We start from the raw sequence: 13606 nt of genomic DNA, 5'->3' as shown, positions 1-13606 counted from the left end.
TAGCCGGCACCGCAGCCAGCACCCCTGCCCCAAGCCTCACTCCGAAACGGACATCAACTCGCGAACCGCCCACTTAGGCCGCGGCCGACGTGCTTGTGCCCGCCTGTGAGCAGCGAACGGGCGATAGTGGGCCGGATGGTTCGGCCTGACATTCGGGTTGCCGTTGCGCCGGATCTCCCGGCTGATCGTCGACGGGCTGCGGTTCAACTCGCCAGCGATCGTCCGGATCGACTTCCTCTCTCGCCACAGATCGGCGATGCGGACTCGCTCCTCCTCGGACAAGTAGCGGGAGGAGACGGGGGGCTGAGGGGCATTCCGTTCCCCTTCGCGGGGATGCGGTACGAAGTCGCGGGGATCACCGACGACAGGCTGGATCGCGGCCCGCACCGTCTTTCGTCCTGCCCTCGTGGTCTTTACGCGCGCACCGCGCCCGCTGATCCACTCCTGTCCCGTTCGACGGTTGATGCCGACGACGCGACTGGCCTCTCTTATGCTCACGCCTTCGTGTATCAGGTCGAGAAATCTCTGCTTGACCTCGGGGGGGACCCGTCTACCGTTCGGGCGCCCCCCGGCTGTGCTTCTGCCCTTCATCGCCTACCCAGGAGGTCGGGTGTTGCGACGATCATTAGAACCCAAGTGAAGGGCGGGGCATCTTTCACGGCCTGGTTCAGGCCGCGACCGCCTCCTCCCGCAGGAACACAGCCGGACACCGCCCGCAGATCAACGACCTTGCCCACCGGGCCCGTTCATCCTCAGCAGCCGACGCGCAGTGCGACAGCCGCATACCCACGGCGACAGCCCCTACCCCCGTCCGCGTGCTAGATTCGCGGCCTTGGACACGATCCGCAGAGTGGCGTGCCTCTCGTGGTACTCCTGCCACTCGGCTTCATGATCGCGCAGGTGCCAGCGCTGGGCGGTGTCGCGGCTCTCCACGGCGATGGCTTCAAAGCCGCCGTGATCGTTGGCGAAGTTCTCCGCCAGGTCGACGAACTGTGGTTCCTCGTGGTCTATATGGATGTCATCCCAGGTGATCGTCTCGCCCGTGATGGCACACCTGATGGGCGTCCCCGGCGTGCAGTTGGTCGCCCGGAAGCTGTAGATCTGCGCGGAGACGGCTAGGCGCATCGTCCCCAGCACATTCGTCCGATGGTCGGGGTGAGTCAGGCAGGCCAGGTAGCTGAACACCTCCCGGGTGCCGTCGGCCCTCACCACGTGGAATCCGATGTTGCCGTGGGGTGTCCGGTCCACGGTGAATTGGTCCACTCCCGGACCGGCCTTGTCCGGGTACTCGGGGTGAAGGGAGAGGAGGTCCCGCAAGAACTCTTCATCCTTGCGGTCGGCGACCACAGACCCCGCCGGGTAGGCATAGAGGATCTGACGGCAGGCATCCCCGGCAGCCTTCTTGGTCGTGTACTCGACTCCACCGAGATTGAAGCTCTTCCGCACGCTGGCTCACCTACTCCTGATGGAATGATGACGCAGGACATCCGAGGGTAGCCGGGCGGTCTGACAATGTGCCCAATCTGGCTGCTGGCCTAGTTTGACCGGCTTCTGAACCAGCTCCGCCACCACGCGTCGGGCATCTCAGCGATCGCTCCCTGCGCCCCGTGGGCCGGACCGCCGAGGTCCCCACCGGCTCATGCAGGAACACCGTCGGGCCCTGCCCGTAGCCAACGAGTGCCTTCGTCACGAGCCAGATCCTCCAGCCTGTGGGAGGCGGGTCGGTTCGATAGTTTGGGGAGAGCCTGCTCGGCGGGGTTGACAACAACCTTGCTAATGAAGGCAGTTCGCTGGCTCGCGTATAGTGCGCGGGACCCCAATCAGGGGCGCAATCACGGCTGCCCTGGCCATCGCCTCAGAGGGGCACGTTGTGCAGTTGGGCGTGCGGGCTGAGCGCGCTGGTTTCGGGCTGGGGTGTAGAAGTGCCGTGCCAGACATTCGTGGGCGAGTTGAGGGGAGTTTGCTGTGACGGAGTTAGAGCTGCCTCCCGGTTGGGTGCAGATTCGCCTGGCCGACGTTCTGCGCAGCCCACTGGCCAGCGGGCGGTCGAAGACGAGCGGGGCTAACCGAGGATGGCCGGTGCTGCGCCCAACGGCACTGTCCCTTGCGGGAGTGGACTGCAGAGATGTCGACGAGGGCGTGGGGGGTGCTGGGGGAGGGGCTCCGGTTCTTGCCTGCGAGGGCGACTTTCTCATCTGCCGTAGCGCGGGGACCCTGGACCGGCTCGGTCGCGGGGCGCTGGTCGGGGGCGGGTTCGCGCCAGTGGCCCTTCCGAGCAGCATGATGCGGGCACAAGTGCGAACTGAGATCCTGCACCCCGAGTATCTGCGGCACCTGTGGCGGTCCTCCCAGGTACGTGATCAGCTCGAGGCAGACGCGGGCGGCGGGCGCATGCGCTCGCTGGCCGTGCGCGCACTGCAAGAGGTCAGACTGCCCTTGCCGCCGCGGCGCAGCGCGCGCTCGGCCTGTCCGACGCGAACCGGCAATGGGCGATCACCGCGTCTGCCGTGGCCTTCGGCGGACTGCTGCTGATCGGCGGCAGGGTCGGCAGCGCACTCGGCCACCGCCGAACGTTCCTCGTCGGCCTGGTCGGCTTCGCTGCCTCGTCCGCGCTGGGCGGGGCCGCCGTGAACCCCGGGATGCTGTTCGGAGCCAGGGCCCTGCAAGGTGCCTTCGCCGCCGCGCTCGCGCCCGCGGGGCTGTCGCTGCTGACCACGACCTTCACCGAACCGCGCGAACGCGGGCGGGCGTTCGGGGTGTTCGCCGCGGTCGGTGCCGCCGGGTCGGCCCTCGGCCTGGTCGCCGGGGGACTGCTGACCGAGTACGCCGGTTGGCGGTGGTGCCTGTACATCAACGTTCCCGTCGCACTGCTCGCCGTGCTGGTCGCGGCACCCATACCACGGGACCGCCCCGCCCGCAGCAACGGACGGCTCGACCTTGCGGGGGCACTCCTCAGCGCGGCGGGCTTCGCCGCGGTGGTGTACGGCTGCAACGAGGCCGAACCGCTCGGCTGGGGTTCGCCGGAGGTACTGGCACTGCTGACCGGCGGCGTTCTGCTGCTGGCCGTGTTCGCCACCGTCGAGGCGCGTGCCCACCGTCCGCTGCTGCCGCTGAGGGTGCTGCTGCACCGCGCCCGCGCAGGCGCGTTCGTCTCGATCACCCTGATGTTCATCGCGATGTTCGGCTTCTACCTGTTCCTGAGCTACTACACAGACCGTCCTGGGCTACTCGCCCGTCCGGGCGGGCCTCACGCTCACCCTCAACGCGCTGGCCGCCCTGCTCGGCTCCACCCTCGTCGCCGGGCGACTGCACGGCCGCGTCGCGCCGGCCGCGCTGATCCTGCCGGGCCTGCTCGCCGCAGCCGCCGGAATGCTCCTCCTGACCCGCCTGACACCGCAGAGCACGCACATCCTGCCCCTGTACCTGGCACCCGCCCTGATGCTCACCGGCCTCGGCCTCGGCTGCGTCCTGCCCCCGACCGCCGCCCTGGCCACCGCCGACGTACCGCACCGCGACATCGGAGCCGCCGCGGCCACGTACCACGCTTCCCAACAACTCGGCGCCGCAGTCGGTGCCGCGCTGCTCAACACCGTCGCAGCCGGCGCCACGGCGGCATACCGGGCATCGACACGCCACGCCACACCGGCCGCGGCAACCATCCATGGTTACGCCACCGCCCTGACCGTCGCCTTCGGCATCCTTCTCGCCGCCGCCTGCATCGCCGCACCGCTGATCGCGACCCGCGCCGCACGGGGATCGATCACGCACGCGGGGGAGCGGCGCTGAACTGCCTTGAATGCAGCGTGAGTTCGCATGGCAGGATCGGTGGTGGCAATGGCCTCGCCAGGCGTCAGGGTGCGCTTGGGGCCAACCGGGGATCGAGAGGAGGCACAGCCGTTGACACCAATCCACGTGATGACATGGGACGAGACCGGTGGCCAGGGCCCGCCCGCGGTCTTCGTGCACAACATCTTCACCTGGGGTTGTGACGAGACGTACGGTTTCGCGGCACAACGCCCGCTGGCCGACCGTTACCGCCTGTTGCTGGTGGACCGGCGCGGCTACGGGCACAGCCCCGACACCGCCCGCAGCGACTTCGAGGCCGACGCCGACGACCTCATCGCGCTCCTCGCCGAACTGCCGAACCTGCCTGACCTGTCTGACCCACCTAAAACGTCTGACCCCTCCGTACTGCCCGAACCATCTGCACCGCCCGAGCCGTCCGACGTCCGCAACGGCGGTGCGCATCTGGTCGGACACGGCAACGGCGGGGTGGCCGCGATGCTCGCCGCCGCCCGCCGGCCCGACCTCGTCCGGTCGTTGACGCTGATTCAGCCCTCCGCATTCACCGTCGCCGCCCGGCATCCTGCCGTCGCGGCGCTGTTGGAGCGGGTGGGGGAGGCGGCACCCGGCGTGCCGGACTCCATGACGGCACAGGAATTCCTGCGCGCCTCCACCGAAGGCATCGGGCTGCCCATGCCGCAGCCGACCGCACAGCGGCTGAGGGCGGTGGCCACCTCGATGCACGAGCGGCCGATCTGGGAGGCTCAGGTGCCGCTCGAACCCCTGCGCACGGCCCCCTGGCCGACGCTGGTGATCTGCGGAACCTGGCAGGACGCCCCCGAGCCGTACCGCACCTATGTCGGCGAACCCCTGATGGCCTGCGCCGAGGCCGTAACGGAGGCCCTCGGTGTCCGCGCCCGCCTGCTGCGCGTCCCGGGGTTCTATCCCCACACCCAACAGCCCGCCGCCGTCAACACGGCCCTGCGACAGCTCTGGGCTTGACCAACTCGCCCGCCTCATGAAGCAATTCCCGCCTGCTGCGCCGCTGTCGGATGCGGCTTCGGGTGGGTCCCTGTTTCCTCGGGCTGTGCCGGTACGGGTACCGGTCTTACCTTCGCTCCGCAGGCTGTCACCGCCAGTCCGGTGCCTTGGCGGCCTTGGCGACGTTGACCGCCGCGTTGACGTCTCGGTCCAGGACGATCCCGCATGCTCCGCCCGCCCACTGTCGGATGTGGAGAAGCCTGGCGCCGTCCTTGACGCCGCAGGCCGAGCGGAGCTGGGAGGTGGGCTCGAACCGTCCGATGCGCACGAATGCGCGGTCGTACCGGCGCCCGGGGACACCACCGCATCGCCGTCACACCAGGACGACGCAGCCCCGGCGTTCCAATGCGGCCAGCAACCGCGGGGAGGGCTCGCAGGCGTTCCAGCGCAGATCCAGCTTCTCCAGCGAGGGCATCTGGGCCACCCAGTCGGGCAGTTGGCCGATCCGGTTGCTGCGCACGTCGAGCCGGCGGAGCAGCGGTAGCCCCGCCAGCACTTCGGGAAGCTCGGTCAGGGCGTTCTCCCGCAGCTCCACAAGGCGTAGTTCCTGAAGCCCGGCGACGGACGGCGGCAGGCTCTCGACGGCGTTGCCCCGGAGCCAGAGTTCGCGCAGGTCGCGGAGGGCGCCGATGCTCTCGGGCAGTGCGGTCAGCCGGTTGTGCTGCGCCCGCAGCTCGATGAGGGCGGTCATCCAGCCGATGGCCTCGGGGAGGACGGTGAGCGCGTTCTCGCCGATGTTGAGGTAGCGCAGCCGCGTCAGGTTGCCCAGTCCGTCCGGGAGCGTCGAGAGGCGGTTGTCGTGGAGATACAGGCAGTCGCTCAGGCCGGTCAGGCCACCGATGTCTTCCGGCACCGAGGTGAGGTGGTTGTGACCGAGGTCCAAAGTGGTCAGCCGGCGCAGCCGTCCGATGCCGGACGGGAGGGTCGCGAGCCCGTTGTCCGCGAGAATCAGTACCTCCAACTCCGCATGCTGCCAGACGGATTCGGGTACTTCTCCGAGCTGCTGACGCCAGAGGTTCAGCACAGTGCGCACGGCGTGACTCCTTCCGCTCCCGATCGGTTCTCCCTGGGCGGCATGGCCGTCAGCGCGGTCTGCGTGACGTCCTGGGCCTCCGCCTGGCAGGCAGGGCGCCTGGTCCCGTTCAGGTAGACCCGGACGACGAGGTCGCCGTCGCGGACGTCGAGCCGGCAGCTCCGCGGGGCGCTCGCGGAGGCCGACCAGTACGCGTCGTTGCCGAAGCCGAGCCATGTTGCCTGGCGCCCGTCCGGTGCGCCCCCGAGCAACACCCGCCCCGTGCCGCCCTGCCCGAGCAGCCCGACCGTCCGGAACGCTCCCACGTGCGTCGGACCGTCCGCCCCCCAGTGTCCGCATGCCGAATCCGCCCTCCCCTGGACCGCCGCGATCTTACTCACAGGGTGTCGTGCGCGGTGACGCGGTTGCCGGCTCAGTACGGACAGCGGCCGACTGTGTCCCCCTCCGCATCAGCCGTCGCCATCGGCCGCTGACACCGCCCCTCCGTACCTTCGCGCCTCCCTACCCTCCCCGCCCTCCCTCCGAACGGTTCAGGAGGGCGCGCCCGTCAGGACATCCACCATGCCGGTGTCGAGTGAGTAGTAGGCGCCGACCACGGCGAGGGTGCCCTTGCTCACGAGTGGGGCGAGGTCCTGGTTGGAGCGCAGATTCGTGGCGGTCAGCCTGACCTGGGCGCGGGCCATCGTCTCGACCGGGTCGTCGCCGCCTTCCCGGGCCGCCTGCTCGTACGCCGGCTGAAGGGCCCTGACGATCGCCTGCAGGTTGCCGGGGAGGGGTTTGCGGTCACGAATGGACTGGTAGGCCGCCTTGACGGCGCCGCAGCGCTGATGGCCGAGGACGACGATGAGCGGGGTGCCACTGGTCATGGGCCCGTACTCGACGGACCCGGTGACCACCGGGCCGACCGCCTCGCCGCCCGTGCGCATCACGTACAGGTCACCCAGCCCGGTATCGAAGAGGAGCTCAGGCGGTACCCGTGAGTCGATGCACGAAAGGATCGCCCCGAAAGGCTTCTGCTCCTGGGCCACGAGCTGGCGCCGGTCCGGATCCCGGTCGGGGTGGTGCAGCTTTCCGCTCACCCAGCGCTTGTTGCCTTCCATCAGGCGTGCGAACGCCGCGGCGGGCGTGGTCGGCCGCGCTTCCGGGGAAGCGCTGGTCACCGGAGTGGCGGCCCGCGTCGAGGCGCACCCGGCCAGTGCGGCCATGGCGCCCGCCAGTCCGCCGGCGAGCAGAGCTCTACGATCCGGACGCCCTGCTGTGTCCATCGGTCGTTCCTCTCGCTGCCGTTCCCACGCATCTGTCTGTCGTGACCGGGGCAATTGTTCTGCCTGGGCTCGGTGACGGAGCATCAGACACCAGCGGGCGCCGGCCACTTTGCCACCGACGGCCCACAGAATTGGGCTCGGGCGGCGGTGCCTGCGAAGCGGGCCGTGGCCGATCTGTGCCGGCTTGATCCGAGAGGCTGCGGATCCCTGCGTCCCCCCGCACTTCGACCGCTATGCGCGGAGTATGTGGGGAATGGGGGCGTGTCGGATGGTGTGGGACAGTCCTGTGCGGGTGGCGGATGTGCAGGCTGTCGGGCCTGGACGGGCATCGGTGGGTGATGGGGAGCGGCCCTGTGTGAGGGGAGCGGCCCGCTGCCCGTCGGGCCGCGCGCTCGCCTGCCCGCAATGTGAGATGTTCATTCCTCGATCAACATTTTGTTTATGATCCGGGTGTCATCGCCACCCTGTCCGGAGCCACCGCATGTCCACGTCCCCGTCCGCCGCCACCCCAAGACCACGTCCCCTGCACGTGCTGCGTGCCACCGCTTTCGCCATCGGTGCCCTGCTTCTGCTGGTCGGGATCGGGGTGCTGCTGCATCAGCCGCTGCTGATCCCGCCGCTGGCCGCGAGCGCGGCATTGGTGCACGGCGCACCCGGGCTGCCGATCTCTCAGCCGCGCAACCTGGTCGGTGGCCAGCTGCTCTCCGCTCTGATCGGCTTCGGCACCCTGGCGGTGATCGGGAGCAGCGGATGGGGCGCCGCGGTCGCCGCCGGGCTCTCGCTGGGCGCGATGATGCTTACCCACCTCTCCCATTCACCGGCGGCGGCCACTGCGGTGATCGTGGTGCTGCAAGCCCCGCATCCGGTGCCGTTCCTCCCGCTGCTCGTGCTGGCCGCGGCGCTGCTGGTGACGATCGGTCTGCTGCCGGGCCGCATAGGCGGGCACCCCGTTCGCTACCCGGTCGCCTGGTGAACCGTGCTGAGGCCGTATGGCCGCCCCGCTCGCCCGGGGCGCGGCGCCTCTCCGGCCGATCCGCCTGACGCCGCTCGCGCCACACCCCGCCACACCCGCGCCGCGCGTGCGACAACCTGCTCGGCCGCTCTCGGGTTCAGCGGTGCAACCTGCTCTCGTACACCGCGTTGTCCGGACGTGCGTAGCGTCCGCTCTTTTGGTGCCACGAAACGATCGAGGAAATCGGGTGGATGAGGTCGTGGGAGAAGCGGTGGGCGCCGGCGGTCTCCTTCGGTAGGAGCCTCGCCTGGCGGCATCCGGTCCGTAGCCGCGATTGCTGGAGAAGCATGTTGTCGCATGCGTCGAGGATGGTTTCGACGGTGCGCTCGATGGCTTCTTGGCGGGTGCAGCGGTGTGCGTTCTCGAAGACGAAGACGAGGTTGTGCTGATCCCCGGCGGCCTCTTCCTTGGGGTGGGAGTAGAGGTCGTTGATGTAACAGATGGCTTCGTTGGCGGAGTTGAAGAGGGTTCGGAAGGCAGGTACCGAGCGGGCTCCGGCCGTCACGTGATAGCCGTTGGCGATCTCGATCAGATCCGTCATGAGATGGACCGCTCCGCTCTCCATGCGAAGGGCCCGGTACTCGTGATAGCCGAGGGGCAGCCCGCCTTTCCTGTTCTTCGTCTCCTCCATGAACGCGGCCACGAAAAGCGCCCAATTGTGGGCGATGCGCGCATGGTTCTCGTGGGGAGACCGCTGCATTTCCCGGGTGACGATGTCGTCGAGTGCCAGCAGCAAGGGAGTCGGATTCCCGGGGAGACGTCCGGTTGCCAGATAGGTCAAGAGAGGTTCCCCCATCCGCCGGGCGTAGCGGGAGTCCGTAGACCTTTCGCCGGCGTGCAGATCGTCGCAGACGGTGCACCAGTTGAACGCGTTGACGGCGAGGTCGACGCCATCGGGTGGCGCGTCGGGGAGCCAGCCGGCGACGAGCAGCGCGAGGTCCCAGGAGCGGTAGCGGAGTTCGTCGGTGGGAGTCGCGACCAGGCCGATGCCTTTGGCCCAGGCCATGTCGTGATGGCGGGCGGTGGCAAGGTGCGGATTGATACGGAGGGGGAAGGGAACGGCGAGGCCGGGAAGGTTCGGGCCGTCGCGGCTTTCCTGGTGCATGGTCGGGGTTCCTTCACGGAATCGAGAACGCGGAGGGCGGTCTGCCTCGGTCGGAGCAGTGGCGGCGCCGACCACGCGCTCGCATGTCCGGGACAGACGCATCAACGGGATCTTCAGCGGGCTCTTCCGCGGGGTGGGGAACAGAACGAGGTCGGATGCCCGAGACGGGCTGGTGCGGGAATGTATTCGGGCGGTTCACCGGCACCTTCACCGTCGCCTTTACCGGTGCGCATGGGGCGGCACGCCGAGTGCCGGTAGCCCGCTGGGGTGGACGGCCCAGCCGGATTTCCGCAATGCGGCCGTCCAGCACACAGCGCGCCGCGGTCTTCGGAAACCACCAATGCCGGTGCCACTGTTACCGCCACCGCGACTGCCACCGCCTTCACCAGCATGACCGGCGTCCGGCGAATCCTTCCGACCGGCCCGAAGGCGGCTGCTGTCCGTCGGTGTGGCGATGGCCGATCCCCGGCTGAGCATGCGGGCGGGAGCACAACGTGGCGCGCAAGCGCAGTCCGTGCGGATGAAGGGGGGTTGCTGCCGCCGGGCGAACGCGCGTGGGTCGCGCAGCAGTGCCGTCGCGTTCCCGGTCAGTGGCAGCGATCCCGGAGCGGCGGGGATCGAACGCAGGTCCTCATGTACAACACCCCTCGGCGGTCGCCGCGGACGCGGTCGGCAGCCCGGTCCAGCACACCCGCCGTCACCAGTGTGGAAGCACTCGTCACCCTCAACGAGGCGCAGTAGCCGATGAGTTGAGGCACGAGGACGCGATCGATGCGCCGTGGAAGACCCCCGACCGGCCCACTGCGCCCGCTGGCGGAACCAGCGGCGACGGGGGGCGATCTCTCACGCAGGACCGCTGCCCTCTTGCCGATCCAACCCGTTGAGGACGGCGTCGAGCAGACCCGGGAAGCGGCCTTCCGGGGCCTCGCACCGAAGACACCGTCCCGATGCTCAGGAAAATACTTGCCCGAGCGGAAAACGCTCTGATACTTTCCCCTTGGGAAAGTAATTGAGCGCATGGAAGCAACGGGAGGTAGTGATGGCGTCTCAGCCGACCCCGCAGGAAGCTGCCGAGGCACTGCGGAACATCGACCAGCGCAGCGAGCAGGCCCGCGGATCGATGCGTAACGCGCCCCGCTGGTTGGACTGTCTCGCCGGCGTGGTGATTTTCCTGTACTGCGCGTCCATCGACTTCTTCCCCGGCAGCGCCGTGTGGCGAAGCTGGATCTTCGCCGCACTGGCCGTCGGATACGTCATCCTGCTCCGCACCAGGCGAGGGTCGGCCCTGCTGGGCCAATCCGCCCGGATCCACCGGCAGGCGGTGTCGTCGAGGTTCGTTCTCATCGCACGGCTCACCATCACCACGGTGGTGGCAGTCTCCTTGGTGGCCGTGGTGCTGCTGAGCAGCGCGCACACCACCACGTACGTGCCCTACCTGGGGACGATCCTCGGCGCGGTGCTGGCTCTCGCACTGATCGGGTTCGGCGGCCAACTCCGCGCCGGGCTCATCACGTTGGCCGGCAGCGGCCACCGTGTGGGAGGGCACCCCGATGGCCGGAGCTGAACTGTCTCCGCTGCTGGTCGACCCCACGCGGCTGTCCATCGTGTCCCTGCTCGCCGCGACGCAGTGGGCCGAGTTCGGCTGGGTACGGGACTCGGTGGGTATGTCCGACTCGGCGCTGTCCAAGCAGGTGACAACGCTGAGCAAGCCCGGATACATCGAAGTCCGCAAAGGTTACGTGGGCAAGCGCCCGCGAACGTGGCTGAGTCTCAGCGGCACCGGGCGCAGCGCACTGGAAGCACACATCGCGGCACTGCACGAGATCGTCGAGCAGTCACGGCAGACCGGGGAAACCCATCAGGCCCACACCGGCGAGCCGCCGTCCTGAAGCCACCCATACGAGGACGCCGGGCCCCTGCACGAGCCCGGGCAGCCCACTTCCCCGCCCCACCGCACGACGCGCCGAAGCCGTGTCCGTGGCCTGGGCAGCGCAGCTGCGCCAGGCACTGGTGTGCAGGAGTACATTTCCCTCCACCAGATCAATGCCGTTGCTTGAGCGTGGCAAGCATTTCACGGTGACCTCCGAGGGCCGCGTTCGTTGGACCCGGCATGCATCCGTGGGTGGGGTTATCTGATCACGTGCGGCTGGGGGTGGTGACCCGATGGGTGAGCCCGGAGCTCGTCGCCGAAGTGCTGGAGAAATGCGGGGTTCGCGACAAGAAGCCCGGCGCCCTGCCGGCCGGGTTCATGGTCTACTTCACGCTCGCCCTGGCCTTGTTCCAACAGGACTCCTACGACGACGTGGCGGAGCAACTTGTCGGTGGTGTTGGAGAGTTGAGCGAGAGTATCACCAACAAGTCCTCGTTCACGCGGGCGCGTAGGCGCCTGGGGCCGCTGGTCTTGGAAACCGTGTTCCGCGAACTGGCTGGTCCGTTGGCCCCTGTCGGCTTGGCGGGTGCCTTCTACCGTGGGATGCGTCTGGCTGCGGTGGACGGGTTCGTGCTGGATGTACCGGATACGACGGCCAACCGGGCCGCGTTCGGCGGGCCGGTCAAGAACAGCCAGCCCGCGGGGTTCCCGCAGGCACGGGTGGTGACACTGACCGAGTGCAGTACGCACGCGCAGATCGATTGCGGCGGTGGGCGGTTTCAACGGCGGCGAGCCGGAGTTGGCGATCAAAATGGCCGGCTCGGCCGCCGGGATGCTGGTGCTCATGGACCGGTGCTTTCCCGGGGTGGCGCTGTGGAAGGCGTACACCAAGGCTGGGGCGCACCTGCTGATCCGGGCCCGGTCGAGCGTTGCGGCTCGTCCGGTCGAGCAGCTGCCTGACGGCACCTATATGGCGAGGATGAACCTGGGCGGGCAGAAAGGCACGCATCCCGGCGGGGTCTTGGTCCGGGTGATCGAGTACCGCGTCGACGACGGCGAGGTGGTCAGGCTGTTGACTGACCTGCTGGACCCGGTTGCCTGTCCGGCTGCGGAGTTGGCAGGGCTTTACCATGCGAGGTGGGAGGCGGAGTCGGCGTTCCGGCAGATCAAGACGTTCCAACGCGGGCCGGCCGAGGTCCTGCGCTCAGGCGACCCGGATCTGGTGCGTCAGGAGGTCTGGGCGCACCTGGCCGTGCACCACTGACTCACGCAGGTCATCATGGGACTGGCCGACGTCAACGGGATCAATCCGGACCGGGTCTCGTTCGTCAAGGTCCTCAAGCACGCGCGGCGCAGCGTGGTCCGCCAGTGCACAGGCACGTCCACGAAGATCAAGGAATTCCTGTCCGTGCTGGCGGCGAAAGTGCATCGGAAACTCGACAACGGCGCCAGGCGCCTGCGCGAGGCGGACCGGCACCTGAAGCGTCCGGACTCGAAGTGCTCCTCGAAGCTCTCCTACCGAATCAACACCCGGGACCGGCGGCCAACACGGCGGGTCACAGTCAAAGTCATCACGTTGCAGCCCACGATAGTTCACTGATTCAAGCAACGGCATTGTCCTGGAACTTCGAAGTGGAACAAAGTGGAACACCGGCTGTTGTCCCACATCTCCATGAACTGGCGCGGACGCCCGCTGACCAGCCATGACGTCGTCGTCAACAGCATCGCTGCGACCACCACCCGCACCGGGCTGAAAGTCCACGCCGAACTCGACACAGGCACCTACGACACCGGTGTGAAGGTCACCGACAACGAGATCGACGCGCTGCCCATGAGCCGACACCGCTTCCACGGTGACTGGAACTACACCCTCCACGGTCGCCCCCAGGCAGCCACCGGCCGCGAGAGGGTATCCAAAACCGTCACCGCGATCGATGCGTAACAGCCCGTTGGCTTGACCGGGCTCAGCGCCTCTCTCCTTCGGGACCCGGAGCTGACCGGCATGTCCATCGAGCAAATGGACACTTTGACCCAATCGTTGAGCCCGGCGCTGGTACAGCAACGCGAGCGGCTCCGCCACGAACGCCGGGGCAGCGAGCGACTCCGCGCACGAGGCGCGGGTGCTAAGGACAAGCTCTCCGACAGCGACCGGATCCTGGCCACTGTGCTCTGCCTACGCAAGATCGGCACTCACGAACTGCTTGCCAGGCTCTTCGGCGTCGCCACGAGCACCCTCACCCGGGCCGTCCAGGAAGTCCGGCCTCTCCTCACCGACACAGCCATCCCGGCCTCAACCGCCCGATTCCGCACCCCCACGGACGTCGCCGCCCACCTCGACAACTACGGTAACCAGCCCCCAATAAAGATCAAACCCGCATGTTGATTCTCTGCGAGCCCTTACGGGCTGACCCGCGATTAATCTTGAGGCGTGCTGGTCTGGGCGTTCGGCGGGCTGGTGGTTCAGCAATCGCTGGTCGGCCTGCTATTCGTACCGGTA

General features: G+C 68.3%; 13 protein-coding genes and 3 pseudogenes. 9 read left to right on the top strand and 7 right to left on the bottom strand.

The window, feature by feature from the left end; all coding sequences use genetic code 11:
- Nucleotides 1–36 precede the first annotated feature (36 nt).
- Together ACO1BR_RS42655 and ACO1BR_RS42650 are read right to left on the bottom strand one after the other, a co-directional pair.
- Nucleotides 37–591 (bottom strand): helix-turn-helix domain-containing protein, encoded by a 555-nt coding sequence (locus ACO1BR_RS42655; RefSeq protein ID WP_426800511.1) that lies wholly within the window; start codon nt 589–591, stop codon nt 37–39.
- Nucleotides 592–801: 210 nt separating this feature from the next.
- A complete protein-coding gene (locus ACO1BR_RS42650) occupies nt 802–1446 on the bottom strand; it encodes a DCL family protein (protein WP_426800510.1) in 645 nt (214 codons plus the stop codon).
- 998 nt (nt 1447–2444) lie between these two features.
- On the opposite strand from ACO1BR_RS42650, the pseudogene ACO1BR_RS42645 reads away from it, so the two are divergent.
- Nucleotides 2445–3786, top strand: a pseudogene (locus ACO1BR_RS42645) (MFS transporter); the annotation flags it as partial.
- A 111-nt stretch (nt 3787–3897) separates the two neighbouring features.
- Nucleotides 3898–4785: an alpha/beta fold hydrolase gene (locus ACO1BR_RS42640; RefSeq protein ID WP_426800509.1), complete on the top strand. Its 888-nt coding sequence runs from the start codon at nt 3898–3900 to the stop codon at nt 4783–4785.
- A gap of 127 nt (nt 4786–4912) precedes the next feature.
- Here ACO1BR_RS42640 and ACO1BR_RS42635 read toward each other — a convergent pair whose 3' ends face one another.
- From ACO1BR_RS42635 to ACO1BR_RS42620, 4 genes are all read right to left on the bottom strand, one after another.
- Nucleotides 4913–5092 carry a zinc ribbon domain-containing protein gene (locus tag ACO1BR_RS42635; RefSeq protein WP_426800508.1) on the bottom strand — a complete coding sequence of 60 codons (180 nt, stop codon included), beginning with the start codon at nt 5090–5092 and terminating at the stop codon, nt 4913–4915.
- 45 nt (nt 5093–5137) lie between these two features.
- Complete coding sequence (locus ACO1BR_RS42630) at nt 5138–5857, bottom strand: leucine-rich repeat domain-containing protein (protein WP_426800507.1); 720 nt, start codon at nt 5855–5857, stop codon at nt 5138–5140.
- Nucleotides 5842–6162 (bottom strand): hypothetical protein, encoded by a 321-nt coding sequence (locus tag ACO1BR_RS42625; RefSeq protein WP_426800506.1) that lies wholly within the window; start codon nt 6160–6162, stop codon nt 5842–5844. Before ACO1BR_RS42625 ends, ACO1BR_RS42630 begins: the two co-directional genes overlap by 16 nt.
- Before the next feature lie 225 nt (nt 6163–6387).
- Entirely contained in the window at nt 6388–7122 is a 735-nt protein-coding gene (locus ACO1BR_RS42620; protein WP_426800505.1) for a carbonic anhydrase, read from the bottom strand.
- 481 nt (nt 7123–7603) lie between these two features.
- Between ACO1BR_RS42620 and ACO1BR_RS42615 the strand changes: the two genes are divergently transcribed.
- Nucleotides 7604–8095 (top strand): HPP family protein, encoded by a 492-nt coding sequence (locus tag ACO1BR_RS42615; protein WP_426800504.1) that lies wholly within the window; start codon nt 7604–7606, stop codon nt 8093–8095.
- 136 nt (nt 8096–8231) lie between these two features.
- Here the strand turns inward: ACO1BR_RS42615 and ACO1BR_RS42610 are convergent, their stop codons facing one another.
- Nucleotides 8232–9239, bottom strand: a complete 1008-nt coding sequence (locus tag ACO1BR_RS42610; protein ID WP_426800503.1) for a terpene synthase family protein — start codon at nt 9237–9239, stop codon at nt 8232–8234.
- A 1039-nt stretch (nt 9240–10278) separates the two neighbouring features.
- Between ACO1BR_RS42610 and ACO1BR_RS42605 the strand changes: the two genes are divergently transcribed.
- The 6 genes and pseudogenes from ACO1BR_RS42605 to ACO1BR_RS42580 form a co-directional block, all read left to right on the top strand.
- Nucleotides 10279–10803: a hypothetical protein gene (locus ACO1BR_RS42605; protein WP_426800502.1), complete on the top strand. Its 525-nt coding sequence runs from the start codon at nt 10279–10281 to the stop codon at nt 10801–10803.
- A complete protein-coding gene (locus ACO1BR_RS42600) occupies nt 10790–11128 on the top strand; it encodes a winged helix-turn-helix domain-containing protein (RefSeq protein ID WP_426800501.1) in 339 nt (112 codons plus the stop codon). Before ACO1BR_RS42605 ends, ACO1BR_RS42600 begins: the two co-directional genes overlap by 14 nt.
- A 221-nt stretch (nt 11129–11349) precedes the next feature.
- Nucleotides 11350–11646, top strand: a pseudogene (locus tag ACO1BR_RS42595) (transposase domain-containing protein); the annotation flags it as partial.
- A 232-nt stretch (nt 11647–11878) separates the two neighbouring features.
- Complete coding sequence (locus tag ACO1BR_RS42590) at nt 11879–12373, top strand: transposase (protein WP_426800500.1); 495 nt, start codon at nt 11879–11881, stop codon at nt 12371–12373.
- A gap of 15 nt (nt 12374–12388) precedes the next feature.
- Nucleotides 12389–12709: a hypothetical protein gene (locus ACO1BR_RS42585; protein ID WP_426800499.1), complete on the top strand. Its 321-nt coding sequence runs from the start codon at nt 12389–12391 to the stop codon at nt 12707–12709.
- 18 nt (nt 12710–12727) lie between these two features.
- Nucleotides 12728–13492, top strand: a pseudogene (locus ACO1BR_RS42580) (ISAzo13-like element transposase-related protein); the annotation flags it as partial.
- Nucleotides 13493–13606: the final 114 nt, after the last annotated feature.

Source organism: Streptomyces sp. YGL11-2 (assembly GCF_050054615.1).
Classification (GTDB): Bacteria; Actinomycetota; Actinomycetes; order Streptomycetales; family Streptomycetaceae; genus Streptomyces.
Note: the sequence above shows the minus strand (reverse complement) of the source record. Positions and strands in the feature narration are given on the sequence as shown.